Raw genomic sequence first — 20,719 nt, forward strand, 5'->3', positions numbered from 1 at the left:
AGGGTATCAGGGACGGGATCAAGGAAAGATGATCAAGGACATGTGGCCCATGCGCCAGGCCAGGTTGCCGGGCCCTAATGGACGAACGGTCGTCCGGGAAGACGGGCATGGCCCTTGAGAAACTGGGGCGCGTGACCTGGGAATACGGGGCAAGGACCGGGAACGGCGCCTGGATCAAGCTCCGTTCGCCTGCCCCATGGGTGCTCACGACGCCATCAGGTCCATGCTGCCCAGGGCGAATGCGGTCACCATCATGCCACTGACGTAGAGCGTGATCCCCGTGGCGTTATACCACGGCGCCAGTTCCTTGGGCCGCTTGAGCAGACGCACCATCAGGGCGATCTGGACCACCAGCAACACCGTCACGGCGGCGGCGTAGATGGGAGCCCCCCAGAACAGCAGCAAGGCAACCACGAACAACTGAGGGATGGCCATCACCCAGCAGGCCAGCTTGGCGGCGCGATCCACCCCCAGCTTGACCGGCAACGAACCCAGGCCCATCTGCCGATCGCCTTCCACTGATTTGAAGTCGTTAAGGGTCATGATGCCGTGGGCGCCGATGCTGTAAAGGAGGGCCACGGCAATGATGCGCCAGTCGGGGAAGACGCCTGCCATGACCACGACACCCGTGAACCAGGGCACGCCTTCGTAGCAGATGGCCACGGCGGAATTACCCCACCAGCCATTACGCTTGAGGCGGGTCGGCGGGGCGCTGTAGGCCCAGGCCAGGATCAGACCAAAGACGGCCGCGAGGAAGCCCCAGACACCCAGCACGGTAGCCAGAGCCAGCGAGGCCAGCGTCCAGATGATGGCGAGCCAAAGCCCCCATTGACCCGGGATACGCCCGGAGGGGATCGGTCGGTGGGGCTCGTTGATGGCATCCACGTGCCGATCAAACCAGTCATTCACCACCTGACTGGTACCGCAGATCAGCGGGCCAGCCAGCATGACACCGACAATGATCAGGACCCATCGTTCTCCCAGCGCCACACCGGCGGAGACCACGCCGCAGGCGTAGGCCCACATGGGCGGAAACCAGGTGACCGGGTGAGTGACTTCGAGAATGGCACGGGGCTGAGGGAGCGACATGGCGGCTAAATTATACGCGCCCCCCCCTTTCGTCAAGCACCATTTACACCCCGAGGAGGCACTATAAGTAATGTCAGATAGACGCCACGGGAAAGGCGTTGCAAGGCATCTTGACGGAGGTCAAGTTTCAGAGCTTTTCTTCGTTCTCGTGCGCCAGATGACCCAACCCATACCGGCGCAATTTCACGTAGAAACTCTGCCGGCTCAGTCCCAGCATTTCCGCCGCCGAGGCCCGGTTGTCGTTGGTCAGTTCCAGGGCCGCCTCAATGCACAGGCGCTCGATCATGTCGGTGCTCTCGCGCACCAGGTCCTTGAGGGGCACCCGGCCCACCAGCTCGGTGAGTTGTTCCACTGAGCGCGGACCATCCCGATTCACCATGGTCTCGCGAGCCAGGCGCGCGCCCACGTTGCGAATGGTAAAGCCCAGACAGGGCTCTTCCAGGCCGAGTACCGCCACTGCAGAGATCTCCACCTCGGAGGCAGACCCGTATTCACCGCGCAGGGCGGTGGCAAACAACCTCACTGCGCCGTGCTCACGCAGGTTGCCGATGAGCACCCCCAGGTCCACGCCCGGCCTCCCGAGCCAGCGGCCCAGGGACTCCCCACGGGCCTGCTCCTCGGTGGGCAGTTGCGCCATTTCGAGGAAGGCCGGGTTGGCACTGAGAATGCGACCGCTCATGTCGGTGACAACGAAGCCATCCGGGGCCCGCTCCACCATCTGGAGCACACGGGACGCGCTCTGCGGCCCCACGGAGGCCAAGGCCTCGGAACGAGGACAGCGTAGGCGTACAAGGAAATGCGAGGCGTTATCCTGGCGGAACAAGGAGGAGGAGATGATGAATTCCTGCTCGCCACCCAACGAGTGGACCAGGACATCCTCGGCCCTACCGGTGGCACGCACGGTTGCCAGCATATCCTGAACCACCTGCGTATTTTCCAGGTCGAAGCCCTCCGGGAAGACCCGGCCGACCAGTTTATGGGGCGCATCCCCCAGGAGCTCTCCCGCCGCAGGATTGGCTTCCACCACCTTGTGGGTGGCCGCATCCATGATCAGCACTGCCTCGGAAGACACCTGAAACAGCAGGCGATAGCGGGTTTCGGCGTGACGCAGGCGCGCATACTCCCGCTCCATGGACTGCTGCGCCTCCACGAGGCGGCGCTGCAGCGCCGCCACGCCTCGCAGATCCCGCCCCATGGCCACCACGCGCCCGCCCTCCCCCACCTGAATGGCAGAGTACATGACCGGTACGTCATGACCACGACTGGAGGGATGATTGACCTGGCGCCAGCGCACATTGGCCGGCGAGGAGGCATCGCGAAGCAGGGCCTCGATCTTGCCCCGACTCTCCACAGTGACCGTATCCACCCACGGCTTGCCCACCCACTGCCCGTACCCCTCCATGGTGAGGTCGTCACTTCCCAGGGCCAAATCCCGGATGACCCCCGTCTCGTCGAGCACCAGGGACACATCGGCCGCCGTAGCCACCAGGGAGGCGACTTCGTCGGGCTCCAGATCCCCGAGCACCTGCTTTGGGGCTTTGAACGGCTTCACGAGCTCCACGCTTATCGGTTTCAAATCCTGGTTGAAAACATCACATCGGGCCGAGGCCTTGCGGGAAGCAACCCGCGCGTCGCGCGAGCATCGCCTCTGCCCGCCGCACTGCGGAGGCACCATCGGGGGCCGTTTCATCTGCACCGACCACTGAAACCAGTTGAGGGTTCTCGGTAAACACACGCCCCCCAACGATGATCCCTACGGAGGCATTGCGGGAAACGCGCCGCACCCCGCGTATGGTGGAGGTGACCTTATCGAGCAAGGTCTGACAGCTGACCGAAAGAGCCACCACGTCAAACCATTCCTGGCGCACCAGATGGTTCAGATCCCGCGTGGACAGGGATGGGTCACACGTCACATCCCAGCCCTCCCGACGGAAGAATTCGGAAATCATCATCAACCCGAAGGTGTGCTGCTCTCCGGGGATGGGAGACATGAGAATGCGCTTGCCACCCGATTGTTGCAGGGCCAGTTCCCCTTCAAAGGCACCCCCCAACTCCCGGAGGACATGCTGCAGGCGGCATAGCCCCACCGTCACTTCGGTGAAATCGGCCTGATCCTCTTCCCACAACTCGCCCAGCCGCTTGGCGGTAGGGGCCAGCAGGTGAACGAACACACTTTCAAGTGCTGTCCCCTGCGCCCTCAGGGTTTCCACATAAGCAAGCGCCGCGGCAGCATCATGCTCGATCACCATCCGCGAAAACTCTTCCACCACCGGCGCGCCAATGGGCACCGCCTCGGTATGCGCGCCCCCCGAGGGAGCGCCCTGGGTCGTGGTGCCCTGGGTCCGCCCTTCCGAGCGATGCGCCATCATCAGGCGTGGAATGATCTCGCCCTCGATCACATGGGACAGTTCCTTGCGCATGGACTCGGGGCACATTCGGTGGGTGCCGGGCACCGGCGACCGAGAGGCCCCATCCGCTCCTGCGTCACGCCGAGTCGTAGCGTTTCGGTCGGCCTCCCGTCCCGGGTTCGGCGTGGACTCCCCACCCTCGCGACCAAGCTGACGTCTCGCAGTGACCATACATCTCCCCCAAAGGCTGAAAGCGGACCGCCTGAAACGACGCGGTCCTCCCACCTACCCGGAAAACCCAACCGCTAGTCCGGACATCATCAACGGAGGCAGTTTAGCAGGCCTGCGGACGTTTTCACCTACGAAAATCATGGTTAGGACATTCGGGATTGTCAACCAATCCTTACGTCCAGCTTGATTGACAAAGCCGGGGGGCTTGTACAAACTCAGCGCACCACGTTGAGTTGACTGGAGAAATACCCGATGCAGCACGCCGGAGCCGGGGATCGCAAGACCCGCCCCCTGTACACCCCCGAGGAGCGTCGGCGGCGGGATGAAACCCCGTGGACCCTCGTGCAAGGCATACTGGCACCGTTGCAGTTCCTGGTCTTCATCGTCAGTACCTGGCTGGTATTGCGCTACCTGATGACCGGGGAAGGGCTGTGGCTGGCACACGCCTCCATCGTCATCAAAACCCTCATCCTTTACACCATCATGGTGACCGGTGCGATCTGGGAGAAGGTGGTATTCGGTCATTACCTTTTTGCCAAGGCCTTCTTCTGGGAAGACATGGTCAGCATGATGGTGATTGCCCTGCACACAATTTACATGGCATCCCTGTTCTGGACCTTCCTGACCGTGGAGCAGCAGATGTATCTGGCGCTTGTGGCCTATGCCGTGTATGTGGTCAATGCAGCCCAGTTTCTGATCAAGCTGCGCGCTGCCCGCCTGGGCGAGGCTGAGGCGAAACGGGCACAAGCCGCGACCTCCGGTGGGGAATCTTCCAAATGACCGTTCCAGTGCAATCTTCCAGCAGCGGCGGCCCGGAGCAGACCGTGGACTTCAACATCATCCGCGAGCGTGGCCCGCATGCGGTTTTCTGCGGCCTGACCAGCATCATCTGGCTGCATCGCAAGATTCAGGATGCCTTCTTCCTTGTGGTGGGTTCACGTACCTGCGCCCACCTGATGCAATCGGCGGCAGGCGTCATGATCTTCGCCGAACCCCGTTTCGGCACGGCTCTGATCGAAGAGCGCGACCTGGCCGGCCTGGCAGATGCCAACGAGGAACTGGACCGCGTTGTGGCGCGGCTGCTGGAGCGCCGCCCGGATATCCGCATGCTGTTCCTGGTGGGTTCCTGCCCCTCCGAAGTCATCAAGCTGGATCTTGAAAGGGCCGCCTCCCGCCTGTCCCAGCAGCACATGCCCCAGGTACGGGTGCTCAACTACACCGGCAGCGGCATCGAGACCACCTTCACTCAGGGCGAGGACACCTGCCTCGCCGCCCTGGTGCCGGAGCTCCCCCGGGAGACCGACGCCGATCCCGCCTCGCTGCTGGTGGTGGGTTCCCTGGCGGATATCGTCGAGGATCAGTTCACCCGCTTGTTCGCCGAGATGGGCATCAATGATGTGCGCTACCTCCCGGCCCGGCGTTCCGATCAATTGCCGGCGGTGGGTCCGAACACACGTTATATACTGGCCCAGCCCTTCCTCAATGAGGCCGCGCGCGCCCTGGAGGGCCTGGGTGCCACTCGCCTGCCAGCCCCGTTCCCGCTCGGGGTGGAAGGCACGACCGGGTGGTTGCGGGCCGCAGCCGATGCCTTCGGTGTGGATCCGGCGCTCTTCGATAAGGTGACCGCGCCGGGTATTGAGCGGGCACGACGCGGTCTGTCTCATATCGCCGAGGAACTCAAGGGCAAGCGCATCTTCCTGTTCCCGGACTCCCAACTGGAAATCCCCCTGGCTCGTTTCCTGCACCGTGAAGCGGGCATGGAACTGGTGGAGGTGGGTACGCCCTACCTGCATCGCCAGCACCTGGCCGAGGAGTTGGCCATGCTGCCAAAGGACACCTGCCTGAGCGAAGGACAGCACCTGGACAAGCAGCTGGACCGCTGCCGCGAGGCACACCCGGACGTCGTGGTCTGCGGCCTGGGCCTGGCCAATCCGCTGGAGGCGGAAGGCATGACAACCAAATGGTCGATCGAACTGGTCTTCACCCCGATTCAGGGCTACGATCAGGCGGCCGATCTTGCTGAACTGTTTGCCCGGCCGCTGATGCGCCGAGCCAAATTGAGGGTCTGATTTCGTGCAACTGACGGTATGGACCTATGAAGGGCCACCCCACGTGGGCGCCATGCGCGTGGCCACCGGCATGGAACGTCTGCACTATGTCCTGCATGCCCCCCAGGGGGACACCTATGCGGACCTGCTGTTCACCATGATCGAGCGGCGCAATCAGCGCCCCCCGGTGACCTACACCACATTCCAGGCCCGTGATCTGGGTCAGGATACGGCGGAGTTGTTCCGCAACACCGCCATCGAGGCCTACGAGCGCTTCAAGCCTCAGGCCTTGCTGGTGGGGTCGTCCTGCACCGCCGAACTGATCCAGGACGACCCGGGCGGCCTGTCGCAGACTCTCGGCCTGCCGGTACCCGCCATCCCCCTGGAACTGCCCTCCTATTCGCGCAAGGAAAACTGGGGCGCCTCTGAAACCTTTTATCAATTGGTGCGCTCACTGGCTGGCAATGCGGACACCCGCCCCGCGGATGATGCCGGTTCCCGTCGACCCCGGTGCAACCTGCTCGGCCCCACGGCCCTGGGTTTTCGCCATCGGGACGACATCCAGGAAATCACCCAGCTACTGGACAGCCTGGGCATTGACGTTCACGTGACCGCTCCCATGGGTTCCACCCCGGCCGATATCGCCCGCCTGGGCGAGGCCGACTTCAACGTGGTGCTGTATCCGGAAATCGCCCAGACCACCGCCAAATGGCTTGAGCGGACCTTCAAGCAGCCCTACACGCGCGTGATCCCCATCGGCGTGGGCGCCACCCGGGAGTTCATTCAGGAGGTCGCCGGGATCGCCCAGGTGGATCCTGGTCCGGCCCTGGAGAACGCCCAGTCGCGCCTGCCCTGGTACTCTCGCTCGGTGGACTCCAACTACCTGACCGGAAAACGCGTCTTCATTTTCGGCGACGCCACCCACGCCGTAGCCGCCGCCCGTGTGGCCACTGAAGAGTTCGGCTTCAAGGTGGTAGGCCTTGGCACCTACAGCCGCGAGTTCGCCCGCGAGGTACGCGAGGCCGCCAAGCTCTACGATGTGACGCCGCTCATTACTGACGACTATCTCGAAGTGGAAGCCCAGGTGGCAGAGTTGCAACCCGAACTCGTGCTCGGCACCCAGATGGAGCGACACATCTCCAAACGTCTGGGCGTGGGCTGCGCCGTGATCTCCGCCCCGGTACACGTGCAGGATTTCCCGGCCCGCTACGCCCCGCAGATGGGATTTGGTGGCGCCAACGTCCTGTTCGACACCTGGGTCCACCCGCTGATGATGGGCCTGGAGGAGCACCTGCTGGGCATGTTCCGGGAAGACTTTGAATTCCATGCCGAGGCGGCCCCCTCACACCTGGGCGGCACCGGAACAACCGAGCGTCGCGTGGCGGCTGCTCCGGCGGAAGCACAACCAGAAGCCATGGCGACCGACGCTGCCCCCGAGCCCGTCCAGGACGGTGAGCCCGTGTGGTCGGCCGATGCCGAGAAGGAGCTTCGCAAGATCCCCTTCTTCGTGCGCGGCAAGGCCCGTCGCAACACCGAACGCTTTGCCAAGGAAAAGGGTCTCCACGAGATCTCCATCGACACGCTGTATGACGCCAAGGCCCACTTCGGGCGCTGATGCGTTAGCCAAGCCAACGGATTCCACTGATGCCAACGCCCTCTTATCAAAAACGCCGGGGTCAGCTCGAGACCTACTTCGACCGCACCGCGGTGGATGCCTGGAAAAAGCTGACCTCCGACACCCCCGTCGGTCGCGTGCGTGCCACCGTGCGCGCCGGGCGCGAAGAGATGCGCCAAAACCTGCTGGACTGGCTGCCCGACGACCTCAGCGGCAAGTGGCTGCTCGATGCCGGTTGCGGTACCGGCATGCTCTCCGTGGCCGCCGCCCAGCGCGGCGCCCAGGTTGTGGCCATTGACCTGGCCGGCAACCTGGTGGACATGGCCCGTGAGCGGGCCGAGGCAGAGGACCTGGGCGAAGGACGAATCGACTTCCGCGTAGGTGATTTCCTCAATCCTGAACTGGGTGAATTCGACTATGTGGTGGCCATGGATTCCTTCATCCATTACAAGGCCCATGACATTGTGGGCGTGCTGGCCGGTCTTACCAGCCGCACCCATGCCGCCATCCTGTTCACCTTCGCCCCTCGCACCCCGGCCCTGTCGGTCATGCACGCCGTGGGCAAGCTGTTCCCCAAGAGCGACCGTTCCCCGGCCATCGAGCCGGTGGCCGAGAAAAAGTTGCTGCGCCTGATTGGGGAAGAACCCTCCCTGGACGAGTGGCGTGCGGAGCGTACCCGACGAATCTCACGGGGCTTTTATACCTCACAGGCCCTCGAGCTCAAGCGAGGATCTTCGGCCTGATCCGTCCTGTTTCCGGCCTTTGACCGACGAAGCTGATCCAGATCATGCTCAAGTCAGCTCACACCAACACCCCGACGGTTTGTCTGGCATTATCTCAAAGTAGCGCTCCAAAGCTGACGTGCGCCCGCATGGGGCACCCAATGCCTGGGGCGCTTGGGAAAGCAAGGTTTTTCGGGTCGAGGGGGCCTCAAGACCCGGAAATTGGCGATGTTGTGGTCTAAAATCTAGTGAATTTGATGTTGTTTGTATCACCCAACGCCTTCGGGCCGCCCATGCATGGCGGGGGCGTCACCCGAAAGCAATCTTGATCGAGGTTCGGTCCAGCCATTTCACGCGGCTAACCCACCCGAAACTTGGAGGAAAAGCAATGCCAACCGGTGCCATTACTGAATATATGGACGTCGCACAGGTCACCCTGTACGTCTTCTGGCTGTTCTTCGCAGGTCTAGTCTGGTATCTACATCGGGAGAACAAGCGGGAAGGTTACCCGCTGGAGTCTGACCGCTCCCCCCACATTACCGTACAAGGCTACCCGGCCGCCCCGGGTCCCAAGGAATACCCCACCATGGACGGCGGTTCCTTCATCATTGCCAACGGCAATCCTGATACCCGTGAGATCCACGCCAAGCCGGCCTGGCCCTTCCCCGGTGCCCCCCTGGATCCCACTGGCAACCCCATGATCGATGGCGTCGGTCCCTCCTCCTGGGCCAACCGTGCCGATGAGCCCGACGTCACCATGAACGGCGAGCCCCGCATCGTGCCCATGCGGATCACCAAGCATGGCTTCGGGATCTCCAAGAAGGATCCTGATCCCCGCGGCATGACCGTGTTCGCCGCTGACGACAAGCCCGCCGGTACCGTTCGCGACGTGTGGGTCGACCGCTCCGAGGCCATGCCCCGCTACCTGGAGGTGGAAGTCAAGGGTAGTTCCCGCCGCATCCTGGTGCCCATGTTCCTCTCCAAGGTGACCCGTGCCAAGTATGCCGATCCCAAGCTGCCCATGGATCAGCGCCTGAAGGACGGCCGCCCCTATGAGGTTCGTGTGGTTTCCGTGATGGCCAAACACTTCGCCGATGCTCCTTCTACCAAGAGCATGGAGAGCGTGACGCGTCTGGAAGAAGACCGCATCATGGCCTACTTCGGTGGTGGTCACTTCTATGCATCCCCGGAGCGTAGGGAAGCCCTGCTGTGAGTCACGACGACCACGCCGCTGAACCGATACGTGGTCTGCCTGAGCTCCCCCCTTCGGGGGAGCGCATTTTGTGGCAAGGTGCTCCCCATTGGAGCACCTTCGCCATTCGGGCATTTCACGTCAGAAAGGTCATTCTCTATCTGGCCATACTGATCGGCCTGCGCGCCATCTTCACCTATGGCGAAACGCAGTCCCTCGTGGCGGCCCTCGCTTCCACCAGCTTCCTGCTCACCCTGTCAGTGACTGCCGTCGGCCTGTTGTTGCTGTTGGCCTGGCTCACGGCGAGGGCCTCGGTCTACACCATCACCAATCAGCGCATCGTCATACGTTTTGGCGTGGCACTGCAGATGAGTGTGAACCTGCCCTATTCCGTGATTGAGTCCGCCTCGGCCAAGCTCTACAAGGACGGCACGGGTGATATTCCGCTGGTACTCATTCCGCCGGAGCGTGTCTCGTACATCATTCTCTGGCCGCACGTGAAACCCTGGCGCTGGATGGTGCCGCAGCCCATGCTACGCGGTGTACCCAATGCCCGGCGCGTGGCGGATATCCTGGCCAAGGCCATGGCCGAAGATCAGAAGCGCCGTGCCGAAAACCCGGACCAGGCTGAATCAGCCGAATCAGGGCCTGCACCTCAGACCCACCGACAAACAGCCGGTGAAACCGCCTGATGACTGACTCCAACGGTTCCTCCCGTTCTCAGCGCCGATTTCTGTTTCCAGGAATCGGCGTTATTCTCCTGGCCATCGCCTTCGGCGTGTACTACCTGGCCAGCAGCGCCGTCTCCCCTCCAGCCTCGACAGAACCCGCCGCAACAGCGGAACCGGTCGAGCAGGATCTGGAGGTCGTGCAATCCGTACGCTTGCACCCCCGTGAGAAGCCCGGCGGCTACATGGAGATTGTCGACGCCGACACCGACCAGGTGCTCAAGCTCATCGAACCCAGTGGCGGTGGCTTCATGCGCACTGTCTTGCGCATCATTGCCCTGGACCGTCGGCATGTGGATGACCATGAAGATCTACCCTTCCTGCTGACTCGTTGGTCGGACGGTGGTCTGAGCCTTGAAGATCCCGTGACCGGCAACCGCTACAAGCTCAACGCGTTTGGCTCCACCAACGCCGCCGCTTTTGCAGAGCTACTTGATTCGGCTCAAGATTCCTGAGCCTTCTCCTTAGCGGCGCCCCGCGGGACTCGCCACCGATAGCCAAAAGACGGTAAAGTTTTGCCCATCGACTCAGGCCGCAGTCGAACCCAGTTCCCCGGGATCCCATGCGTGCCGGGAAAATGAGGAGAACCCAGCGATGAACGGCACCGTGGCAACCGCTTTGCCCGACCCACTATCCACGACAACGCCCGCCCGGGTGTCCATGACCTGTGCACGGTGAGGGGCCGGTGATTCAATACGGTCTGCCTATCCTCTATGTCGTATTCCTCTGGTGGTTCAGCACCGGAGCCATCATCTATCTGGACGGTCTGCCACAACGGACCTACCGCTGGAGCATGCTGGGTGCCTCGGTGCTCGCGGGCATCGCGCTATACGCCCTGGCTCTGACCGCTCAACAGGAAACACTCTTTGGGGCCTATGTGGCCTTCACAGGTGCCATCATCCTCTGGGGTTGGGTGGAAATGAGCTTCCTCATGGGTATGATCACCGGCTCCCGGCGCAGTCGTTGCCCTGAAGGCGCCCAGGGCTGGCGACGATTCATCTATGCCGTTCAGGCCATCCTTTACCATGAGTTCGCCCTCATCATCGCAGCCCTGGCCATTGTGCTGGTCACCTGGGGGGAGCCAACATGGTGGGGCTATACACCTTCCTCATACTTTGGGTGATGCGAACAAGCACCAAGCTCAATGTATTCCTGGGTGTTCGCAACCTCAATGAAGAGTGGTTACCCGATCATCTGCGCTATCTGGAAAGCTATTTCCGCAAGAAGCCCATGAACCTGCTCTTCCCGATCTCGGTCACCGCCTCCACCATCGTCGCGGTATTGATCGTGCAGACGGCCATGGACCCAGCTGCCACCACCCACCAGGTGGCGGGCGCGACCTTCCTGGCGATACTCCTGGTCCTCGCGATCCTGGAACACTGGTTCCTGGTGTTGCCCCTGCCCTCCCAGGCCCTCTGGAACTGGGCGCTGCGCTCGCGCCAACCCGATGAAGCCCATTTCAGGCCCATCTACCCAACCATCAAGGCGGCTAACGACCCGGACAAGAATTCCCCCTCGCCGGGCCTGACTGTCAGTCCCAGTCGCCTCCGTTACTGACTGCACACCATGACCGAACAGAATCCAGCCGTGGCCCGGATCGGGCCAAACTCCATCACTCGCATGGCCCAGGCCCTGCGCCACCAGCATGATGAGCAGGTGACGGAACGCCTATTCGAGGCCGCAGGGCTCACCGATCATCTGACGCACCCGCCCACCACCATGGTGGACGAGCGCGACGTGACGGCACTGCATGGGGCGCTGCGAGAAGCGCTCTCCCCGGAGCAGGCTGCCGCCGTGTCCTTGGAGGCAGGTCACCTCACCGGCGATTACCTGCTGGCCAACCGCATTCCCAAACCGGTGCAGTCCATCCTGAAACTCCTCCCCGCGGGCCCGTCCAGCCGCATCCTGCTCAAAGCCATCGAGCGCAATGCCTGGACCTTTGCTGGCAGTGGCCAGTTCCAGGTCCACCATCGACCCAACCTGACGCTGACCATCACCAACAGCCCCCTGTGCCGGGGTGCGCAGTCTGCGCACCCGGTCTGCGATTACTATGCGGGCACCTTCCAGCGGCTGTTCCAGGTGCTGGTACACCCCGAAACCCGGGTCACGGAAACACAATGCGCCGCCGCAGGTGCCGCCCACTGCGTGTTCGAGGTGCGTTGGCAATGAAATTGGCCGCGGCCTGACAGGAATCCATCATGCATCGCGCTCTCCAGCCTGTTGTTTGCACCGCCTTGATGACCCTGGCCATTGCCCTCCCCACCCAGGCCGGGCAGATCACCCAGGTGACCGTCTACCCGGACCGGGCCGGAATCACCATGGAAAAGGAACTGACCCTGGAGGCGGGAGAAGGTATCCTCAGCATTGATGGGTTGCCCACCCGGCTGGATGTAAACACCGTGAGCGTGCGGGCCAGCGGGCCACAGGGGATGCGGCTGGGGGCCTTGGAGACCCGAACCATCCCGGGACGGGATCTCGCCCACCCACGTGAACAGGCGCTGACAGAGCAACTCCAGGAGCTGGAGGATGAAAAGCGCCACATCGACGATCGGATTCGTGCCCACCAGGTGCAGATGCGCCTGATTGAGCAACTGGGCACGCACCCGGAGGCCCTGCCAGACAGCGCCGAATGGCCACAGGCCTGGGAGCGGGTGGGCGAAGGGGCCCTGGGCGTTCTCGACGCGATCCACCAACAGGAACGGGCCCGCCGCACCCTGGAAGCCGATATCGAGCGCGTGCGCCGCGAGCTTGAGCAACTCCAGAGTGGCCGACGCGACAGCCTACAGGCACGCATTCACTATCACAGCCCTGAAGCGGCCAGTGCCACCGTCACCCTGGAATACACCGTACCCGACGCCCGCTGGACTCCGCTTTACGAGGCCCGCCTGGACACCGATACCCAGGAACTGCGCTTGATCCAGCGTGCCGAGGTGCGTCAGAACACCGGTCAGGACTGGTCGGATATCCCCTTGTACCTGTCCACGGCCCAGCCTCGACTGGGAGGGTATCTGCCGGTACCACCGCCCTGGTATCTGGACGTCCCCAGGCCCGCGCCCACCACGACACGACTCTCAAGGTCGTTGCCGGAGGCGGCCATGGCGGCCGAAGCCGACACGGCACAACTGGAGGGCACCACCTTCACGGCCCGTTACCGGGTGCCCGGTCGCGTGAACATCGCCTCGGATAACCAGCCTCATCGCCACAACCTGGGTGAAGAGGTCATGGAAGCCCGGCTTTCCGTGCGCGCCGCGCCCCGGATGGCGCCACGTGCCTACCTGTTTGCCGAAAGCGTTTTCGAGGGTGAGACGCCGCTGTTGCCGGGTCCGCTGACGCTGTTTCAGGATGGCGCACTGGTAGGGCAGCACCGACTCGCTGGGCTGCGCCCGAACAGTGAGTTGGACATGGCCTTCGGTGTGGACGAGCGTGTCGGCATTGATTACCAGCTGGAGCGTGACGACAAGGGTCAGGAAGGCCGCCTTCGGCGTCAGAACAGGCTGCAACGCAGTCACCTGATGACCATTCACAACAGCCATGGCCGCGATGTGGAGGTGACCCTTCTTGACCGCCTGCCAGTCTCCCGCGACGAGCGCATCACGGTCACCCTGGCCGATGACGCCAGTGAGCCCTCGGAACGGGATATGAATGACGACCGTGGCCTACTGGCCTGGCACCGCACCGTCGAAGCGGGCGAGGAACTCACCCTGCGCTTCTCGTACACGGTGACCTGGCCCGACGACATGGACACACCCTCAGGACTGCGTTAACCGTTGATCGGCGCCATCAAGGCAGGCTGCAACCCCGCTAATCCCGCCCGTATAACTCCACCAGGCGGCGCAGGTCGGAGGCGAGTTCCTGCGGGACATCCTCCCACTGAAAACGCCACGCCCAATTGTCCGACGTGGTGCCGGGAACATTCATGCGATGTGATCCGTCCAGCGCCAGGGCGTCCTGCATGGGCACAACCGCCAGGCGGGCCACGGAGGCCAGAGCGCTACGGATCAGCGGCCAGGGCATGGGCTCTGATGGGTGCCCCAGATAGTCCAGCACATGATGTTGCAGGCGCTCGTCACAGGACTCGAACCACCCCAGGGTGGTGTCATTGTCATGGGTGCCCGTATAGACCACCGAATTCGCCACATGCTGATGGGGCAGATAGGGATTGGTCGCCCCGCCCTCGAAGGCAAAATGCAGGATCTTCATCCCCGGCAGACCGTTATCGTCCCGCAGGGCTTCCACCTGGTCGGTGATCACCCCCAGATCCTCTGCCACCAGAGGCAAGGTGCCAAAGTGCTCCCGCAGGCGCTCGAACAGGGCCTTGCCCGGCGCCACGGTCCAATGCCCGTTCATGGCAGTATCGTCCTCGATGGGGATGGACCAGTAGGCCTCGAACCCACGGAAATGGTCGATCCGGATCAGATCCACCATTTCCAGGGCAGCACCGATGCGCTCTATCCACCAGGCAAAACCCTGCTCCTGCATGTGTGCCCAGTCGTAGTGAGGGTTGCCCCAGCGCTGGCCCGTGGCAGAGAAATAATCCGGCGGCACACCGGCTACATGCACCGGTCGCCCTTGATCATCCAGATCAAAGAGCCCGCGATGAGCCCAGACATCCGCGCTGTCATGGGCCACAAAGATGGGCATATCACCGAACAGCAGGATCCCCCGATGGTTGGCGTGCTGCTTGACCGCCGCCCATTGCAGATAGAACAGAAACTGCTCGAAACGATACTGCGCCAGGGTCTCGGCCAGCCGCTCCCGCGCCGCCGCCATGGCGCCGGGCTCCCGATCGCGCAGCGCCGGAGCCCACTCCCACCAGGGGGCACGGTCATGCTCACACTTGAGGGCCAGATACAGGACATAGTCCTCCAGCCAGAAGGCATGTTGCGTTTTGAAATCCTCGAAGGCCTGACGATCATCACCATTCGCACCGGCCATGAAACCCTCATGGGCCTGGCGCAGTGCCAGGGAGTCGAAGGGATCCAATGCCCCTTGCCCATCCAGCAGGGCATCATCCAACAGCCAGCCACGGGCCTGTAGATCAGCCAGGCAGATCAACTGGGTGCTGCCGGCATGCACCGACATGCACTGGTAGGGCGAACCGCCCCCGTGGGGCTGATTCAGGGGCAGCACCTGCCAGACCGTGACCCCGGCAGATGCCAGGAAGTCGACGAAACGGTGGGCCTGCTTCCCCAGCGCGCCCTGTCGACCGGATCCGGGCAGGGAGGTGGGGTGAAGCAGGATGCCGGCGCGACGCCGATCCAGCGTGGATGATGCTTGGGCGCTGTGTTCTGCCACAGTTCCTCCGTCCTGTGCGTGGGATTCCGGGTCTTCGGCGGACTGACGGGCTTACCCGTCAGGTTTTTGTCCCTGCCGCATCACGCCACCGGCGGCGGGTTCGCCGCTGCCCCGGCTGAGCACATGCGACAGCTCCTCTGGCGGGGCCTCTCCCAGCAGACGGTAGAGGTGCACCAGGTGTTGGCGATACAAGCGTTCAAACAGGCTGACAGTACCCGCCGGGTTGTAGTCGCCAAACCACCAGCACCAGTCCGACCCCTCACATACCGCCAGTTGCCGGGTGGCCGCCTCCACTTGCGCCGCCGTCAGCCGATCCTGGGCCATCACCCGGTCAAAACACTGTTTGGCCTGGATCAGCATTTCCCAGCCTCGATTCTTGTCCCGGGAACCCACCCAGGTATCGAAGTTGCCATATACCCAGCTCCCTGCCACCACATGCCCCAACGACTCCCGCGGACTCACGTTGAGACAATCGGCAAACGTGGCAAGTTCGATGTCGGGATGTTCCGCAAGCCGACGGTAAAGAGCCGAGAGGAAATAGTAGCCGTTGGCCGGGTAATACTCCCAGGCATTCTCACCATCCAGAATCACCGTGACCAGGGCGCCGCGCCCCTGGCTGCCATGAACACGGTTCCAGCGTTGTCCGATCCCCTCCAGGTGGTGCACGAAATCCCCCACGGCGTCATCACCATGCCAGTCGGTATACCGAAACCCAATGGAGTCCGACAGGCCATCATCGCGGAAGAACAAAGACAGTTCGCGATCCTGAAAACGATAGGGCTGGTAAAGCCAGTCACGGTCCTCGGGCAACTCCTCATCCCGACCCTGCATGAGGGAATGGGTGAGCACCCCCTCCCCCGACGCGGACCAGCGGATACCCGCCTCGTCCAGTAGAGCCAGCGTCGCATCGCTGACGCTGCCCTCGGACGGCCAGCAGCCGGCCGGCCGCAGTCCAAAGTGCCGCTCGAAGCTCTCCAACCCCCGTTGCAGATGCCACTGCACCCGCGCCCGGCCATCAGGATACTGACCGCTTAGGGGTAATTCCGCCGATGGCGCCGCCTCGTGGGCTGATGCCATATCCAGCATCAGCGGCATGATGGGATGGGCATAGGGGCTGAAGGACAGTTCCACCCGACCCGATTCCGCCAGGCGGCGGTAACGATCCAGGAGGCCACCCAGCAGTTCATCGATCACCTCCAGGAGCAACCGACGTTGCGACGGCGTGAAGTCCCGGCCCTGCTCCATCAGTGGCTTGATGCGCGGATCAGTGCGGCGCACCGTCTCGCCTAGCCAGACCAGGTGATACCAGGTGACCAGATCAAAGAAGAAGTGATCCCCCTGGTAGGACACGTAGTCGGGGTGTTGCTTGAGCCAGGACACCATGTCCGCCAGCAGGCGGTAGGGGCCGAACGGCTCGATCAGACGCTGACGATTGGCACGTATACAGGCCTCCGCCAGGTTGAGTCGTCGAGAGGGTTCATCGGGTGGCCGATCGGCCACCAGCATGGCCAGCACCGGGTCACGAATCTGGCCCTCACCCTTGAGAAAGGCGCTTACCTGGCTGGCGTAGTCTTCGATCTGATCCAGCAGGATCGGGGCAAAGTTCACTACCGCCCGGGCACCCGGCTCTGCCTCCAGGTGCGCCGCCATATCCACGTAATCCTTGATGGCGTGCAGATACGTCCAGGGCAGTGCGTATTCACCGGTGTGGGCATCCAGGTACTGGGGCTGATGCATGTGCCAGCACAGTACGACCCGCAACGGCGGGTGGGCCGCATTCGGGTGATCAGACGCCATGATGAGGCATATTGCCGAGCATATCCGGTGTCACCACCGTCACACCGCCATCGGATACATAGAAGCGTTTGGCATCCTGCTCACGATCCCGTCCGATGACCATCCCCTCGGGAATCCGGCATCCCTTGTCGATCACGGCCTTGTGAACCACACAGTTACGACCGATATCCACATCCGGCAGGATGACCGAATCGGTCACCTGGGCATGGGAGTTCACGGTGACATTGGAGAACAGCAGGGAGTGACGCACCAGCGATCCGGAAATGATGCAGCCGCCGGACACCATGGAGTCCACGGCCATGCCACGGCGGTCTTCGTCATCAAACACGAACTTGGCCGGGGGCAGCTGCTCCTGGTAGGTCCAGATGGGCCAGTCCATATCGTAGAGGTTGAGTTCCGGAGTCACCCCGATCAGTTCCAGATTGGCCTTCCAGTAGGAATCGATGGTACCCACATCCCGCCAGTAGGCCTGTGTGCCCGTCTGCACGTCGCGGAACGGATAGGCCATCACCCGGCTGGACTTGAGCACCTTGGGGATGATGTCCTTGCCAAAGTCGTGACTGGAACCGGGCGTGTCGGAATCTGCCACCAGTTGCTGGAAGAGAAAGTCCTTGTTGAACACGTAGATGCCCATGGAGGCCAACGCCTTGTCCGTCTTGCCGGGGACGGGCTTTGGGTGCTCGGGCTTCTCGTCGAAGCGCTCCACCCGGCCATCGGCATCCACGGCCATGACGCCAAACCCCCGGGCCATCTCCAGGTCCACTTCCAGACAACCCACCGTCATGTCGGCGCCGGACTCCACGTGGTAGGCGATCATGTCGCCATAGTCCATCTTGTAGATGTGGTCGCCGGCCAGGATGAGCACATAGCTGGGATCGTGGTCACGGATGATGTCCAGATTCTGGAACACCGCATCAGCCGTCCCCTTGTACCAGGAGGTCTCGATGCGCTGCTGGGCCGGCCACAACTCGATGAACTCACCAAACTCGCCGCGCAGGAAGCTCCAGCCCCGCTGCACGTGCTGGATCAGGGAGTGGGCCTTGTACTGGGTGATCACCCCCACCTGGCGAATGCCGGAGTTGATGCAATTGGAGAGCGGAAAATCGATGATCCGGAACTTGCCCCCAAAGGGCACCGCTGGCTTGGCCCGCCACATGGTCAACTGCTTGAGGCGGGAGCCACGCCCCCCAGCCAGTATGAGTGCCAGGGTGTCTCGGGTGATGCGGCTGACGAAGCGTTGGGATTGTGGTTTCATACCTGCCTTCTGTGACCCGGGTGTGTGGAGGACGTGGCCCCTGGGGCATGTTAAGGTTTTTTCCGCCGGGCTGCATCCAACCGGTGCATTGCGTCCCCATGCCATCATGGTACGCGATCATTTCGATTCTATTACATTTTCCGGCCGCCACATCAAGGCAGGCCCAACCGCCGAACCAGGACGGGAACCCACATGCGTGCAACCAACCGTGAAGACCTTCAACGCATCCTGGACGCCAGACATCATGATCCGTTCAGTCTGCTGGGTAGTCACGTGGAACAGGAACAGAGGGTCGTGCGTGCCTACCTGCCCCACGCCACCCAGGCCCGCCTTGACGACCTGGACGAGCCCATGGAGAAGGTCCACGACCGGGGAATATTCGAATGGCGTGGCCCCCTGGATGCCCTGCCAGACCATTATCGCATCCGCTGGAACGACGGTCATGGCCATGAACACGTTGGCTACGACCCCTATAGCTTCGGGCCCGTTGTGTCGGATTTCGACATCCACCTGTTCAACGAAGGCCGGCATTGGCATGCCTATCGCTTCCTGGGGGCCCATGCCCACGAGGTGGACGGCATCCAGGGGGTACGCTTTGCCGTATGGGCCCCCTCCGCCGAACGGGTTTCCGTGGTGGGCGACTTCAACCGCTGGGATGGCCGCTGCCACACCATGCGGGTGCGCGGAGGCAGTGGCGTGTGGGAGTTCTTCATCCCCGGCCTGAAACCCGGAGCCCTGTACAAGTACGAGATCCGCAACCGGGACACCGGCGCCACCCTGGTAAAGACCGATCCCTATGGACAGCGTTTCGAGTTGCGACCCCAGACCGCCGCCGTGGTCCATGACCCCGAACCGTTCTCCTGGTCCGACGAGGCATGGCTGAAAGAGCGCGCCGGTGATGCCTGGCTGCACCGTCCCATGTCCATCTACGAGGTACACCTGGGCTCCTGGCGTCTTGGTGAGGATGGCCAGTTCCTCAACTATCGGGAACTGGCCCGCGCACTGGTGCCCTATGTGAAGGAAATGGGTTTCACCCACATCGAACTGCTGCCGGTAACCGAACACCCCTTCGACGGCTCCTGGGGCTACCAGACCACCGGCTACTACGCCCCCACCAGCCGTTTTGGCAGCCCCGATGACTTTCGGGACTTCGTCAACCACTGTCACGAAAACGGTGTTGGCGTGCTATTGGACTGGGCACCGGGACATTTCCCCAGGGATGCCCACGCCCTGGCCCGGTTCGATGGTAGCGCCCTGTACGAGCATGAAGACCCGCGCATGGGCGAGCACCGTGATTGGGGCACGCTGATCTTCAACTACGGGCGTAACGAGGTACGCAACTTCCTCGTCTCCAGCGCCATGTACTGGGTGGAAGAGTTCCACATCGATGGCCTGCGGGTGGACGCAGTGGCCTCCATGCTCTACCTGAACTACTCCCGGGAAGAAGGCGAATGGATTCCCAACAAGTTTGGAGGCCAGGAAAACCTGGACGCCATCGAATTCCTGCGGGATCTCAACAGCAGCGTGCAGGGCAACCATCCGGGCGCCCTGATCATGGCCGAGGAGTCCACCTCCTGGCCCCAGGTGACGCGCCCCACCTGGCTCGGAGGGCTGGGCTTCTCACTCAAGTGGAACATGGGATGGATGAACGACACCCTGGAATACTTCAAGAAGGACCCCATCCACCGCCACTACCATCACGACCAACTCACCTTTGGCCTGCTGTACGCCTTTACCGAAAACTTCGTTCTGCCCTTCTCCCATGACGAGGTGGTGCACGGCAAGCGCTCCCTGCTCTACCGCATGCCGGGAGATGAATGGCAGCGCTTCGCCAACCTGCGCCTGCTGTACACCCTCATGTGGTCCTACCCGGGCAAGAAACTGCTGTTCATGGGCTGCGAATACGGCCAGGGCAATGAGTGGGACGATGCCAAGGAACTGGAATGGTATCTGCTGCAGTTCCCCTTCCACTCCGGCGTGAAGCAATTGGTGGCCGATCTCAACGCCCTCTACGCCCGTGAGAAGGCCCTGCATCACTTCGATTTCGAATGGCAGGGCTTTGAATGGATCGACTGTCACGATGCCGCCCAGTCGGTGCTCAGTTTCATCCGCAAGGGGGAAGAGAAGGACGATTTCATCCTCGCGGCCCTTAACTTCACCCCCGCCCCCCGCGAGGGCTACCGTATCGGCGTACCAGCCCCGGGGCGATATCGGGAGATCTTCAACTCCGACTCGCACTTCTACTGCGGCAGCAACCTGGGCAACCTGGAGGTAGAGGCCGAAGACCTGCCCTGGATGGGCCGTCCCTACTCCGTGGTGCTCACCCTGCCGCCGCTGGCAGGCATCCTGCTGAAACCCGTTGCCCCCTGAGCATCACCCCTGGCGAACAGGCCTCGCGC

Annotated in this window: 16 protein-coding genes and 1 pseudogene; 11 read left to right on the top strand and 6 right to left on the bottom strand. The window is 62.6% G+C overall.

Translation table 11 applies throughout. The features are described from left to right. Positions 1-204 precede the first annotated feature (204 nt). The 3 genes from chlG to ECTOBSL9_RS14865 form a co-directional block, all read right to left on the bottom strand. Positions 205-1,089 (bottom strand): chlorophyll synthase ChlG, encoded by an 885-nt coding sequence (chlG, locus tag ECTOBSL9_RS14855; RefSeq protein ID WP_082829986.1) that lies wholly within the window; start codon positions 1,087-1,089, stop codon positions 205-207. A gap of 127 nt (positions 1,090-1,216) precedes the next feature. Further along, complete coding sequence (ppsR, locus tag ECTOBSL9_RS14860) at positions 1,217-2,641, bottom strand: transcriptional regulator PpsR (RefSeq protein ID WP_063466239.1); 1,425 nt, start codon at positions 2,639-2,641, stop codon at positions 1,217-1,219. 40 nt (positions 2,642-2,681) lie between these two features. Next, entirely contained in the window at positions 2,682-3,509 is an 828-nt protein-coding gene (locus ECTOBSL9_RS14865; protein WP_063465702.1) for a B12-binding domain-containing protein, read from the bottom strand. A 411-nt stretch (positions 3,510-3,920) separates the two neighbouring features. Here ECTOBSL9_RS14865 and bchF point away from each other — a divergent pair, with 411 nt between their 5' ends. The 10 genes and pseudogenes from bchF (at position 3,921) to ECTOBSL9_RS14920 (ending at position 13,737) form a co-directional block, all read left to right on the top strand. Continuing rightward, complete coding sequence (bchF, locus tag ECTOBSL9_RS14870; protein ID WP_063465703.1) at positions 3,921-4,448, top strand: 2-vinyl bacteriochlorophyllide hydratase; 528 nt, start codon at positions 3,921-3,923, stop codon at positions 4,446-4,448. Further along, entirely contained in the window at positions 4,445-5,737 is a 1,293-nt protein-coding gene (locus tag ECTOBSL9_RS14875) for a ferredoxin:protochlorophyllide reductase (ATP-dependent) subunit N (protein WP_063465704.1), read from the top strand. Before bchF ends, ECTOBSL9_RS14875 begins: the two co-directional genes overlap by 4 nt. Before the next feature lie 4 nt (positions 5,738-5,741). Further along, on the top strand, positions 5,742-7,331 hold the full coding sequence (gene bchB, locus ECTOBSL9_RS14880) for a ferredoxin:protochlorophyllide reductase (ATP-dependent) subunit B (protein WP_063465705.1): 1,590 nt from the start codon (positions 5,742-5,744) through the stop codon (positions 7,329-7,331). A 29-nt stretch (positions 7,332-7,360) separates the two neighbouring features. Continuing rightward, complete coding sequence (gene bchM / locus ECTOBSL9_RS14885; RefSeq protein ID WP_063465706.1) at positions 7,361-8,074, top strand: magnesium protoporphyrin IX methyltransferase; 714 nt, start codon at positions 7,361-7,363, stop codon at positions 8,072-8,074. Positions 8,075-8,441: 367 nt separating this feature from the next. Then, a complete protein-coding gene (gene puhA, locus ECTOBSL9_RS14890) occupies positions 8,442-9,266 on the top strand; it encodes a photosynthetic reaction center subunit H (RefSeq protein WP_063465707.1) in 825 nt (274 codons plus the stop codon). Beyond that, positions 9,263-9,937 carry a photosynthetic complex putative assembly protein PuhB gene (gene puhB, locus ECTOBSL9_RS14895; RefSeq protein ID WP_063465708.1) on the top strand — a complete coding sequence of 225 codons (675 nt, stop codon included), beginning with the start codon at positions 9,263-9,265 and terminating at the stop codon, positions 9,935-9,937. Before puhA ends, puhB begins: the two co-directional genes overlap by 4 nt. Then, positions 9,937-10,428 (top strand): photosynthetic complex assembly protein PuhC, encoded by a 492-nt coding sequence (gene puhC, locus ECTOBSL9_RS14900; protein ID WP_063465709.1) that lies wholly within the window; start codon positions 9,937-9,939, stop codon positions 10,426-10,428. The genes puhB and puhC overlap by 1 nt, the downstream gene beginning before the upstream one ends. 230 nt (positions 10,429-10,658) lie before the next feature. Next, positions 10,659-11,530: pseudogene (gene puhE / locus ECTOBSL9_RS16755) on the top strand (putative photosynthetic complex assembly protein PuhE). Positions 11,531-11,539: 9 nt separating this feature from the next. Continuing rightward, positions 11,540-12,142 carry a bacteriochlorophyll 4-vinyl reductase gene (gene bchJ, locus ECTOBSL9_RS14915; RefSeq protein ID WP_063465712.1) on the top strand — a complete coding sequence of 201 codons (603 nt, stop codon included), beginning with the start codon at positions 11,540-11,542 and terminating at the stop codon, positions 12,140-12,142. A 29-nt stretch (positions 12,143-12,171) separates the two neighbouring features. Continuing rightward, positions 12,172-13,737 (top strand): mucoidy inhibitor MuiA family protein, encoded by a 1,566-nt coding sequence (locus ECTOBSL9_RS14920; RefSeq protein WP_063465713.1) that lies wholly within the window; start codon positions 12,172-12,174, stop codon positions 13,735-13,737. Positions 13,738-13,774: 37 nt separating this feature from the next. Here the strand turns inward: ECTOBSL9_RS14920 and malQ are convergent, their stop codons facing one another. Genes malQ through glgC form a run of 3 tightly spaced genes read right to left on the bottom strand, consistent with a single transcriptional unit; the run spans position 13,775 to position 18,320 of the window. Continuing rightward, positions 13,775-15,268: a 4-alpha-glucanotransferase gene (gene malQ / locus ECTOBSL9_RS14925; RefSeq protein ID WP_063465714.1), complete on the bottom strand. Its 1,494-nt coding sequence runs from the start codon at positions 15,266-15,268 to the stop codon at positions 13,775-13,777. Between the two features lie 51 nt (positions 15,269-15,319). After that, positions 15,320-17,005, bottom strand: a complete 1,686-nt coding sequence (locus ECTOBSL9_RS14930) for a glycoside hydrolase family 57 protein (RefSeq protein ID WP_063465715.1) — start codon at positions 17,003-17,005, stop codon at positions 15,320-15,322. Positions 17,006-17,054: 49 nt separating this feature from the next. After that, the gene (gene glgC, locus ECTOBSL9_RS14935) at positions 17,055-18,320 is read right to left on the bottom strand and encodes a glucose-1-phosphate adenylyltransferase (RefSeq protein WP_063465716.1); all 1,266 of its coding nucleotides are present in this window, start codon (positions 18,318-18,320) and stop codon (positions 17,055-17,057) included. Between the two features lie 192 nt (positions 18,321-18,512). On the opposite strand from glgC, the gene glgB reads away from it, so the two are divergent. Next, positions 18,513-20,690 carry a 1,4-alpha-glucan branching protein GlgB gene (gene glgB / locus ECTOBSL9_RS14940; protein ID WP_063465717.1) on the top strand — a complete coding sequence of 726 codons (2,178 nt, stop codon included), beginning with the start codon at positions 18,513-18,515 and terminating at the stop codon, positions 20,688-20,690. Positions 20,691-20,719: the final 29 nt, after the last annotated feature.

It is taken from the genome of Ectothiorhodospira sp. BSL-9 (assembly GCF_001632845.1).
Taxonomy (GTDB): domain Bacteria; phylum Pseudomonadota; class Gammaproteobacteria; order Ectothiorhodospirales; family Ectothiorhodospiraceae; genus Ectothiorhodospira.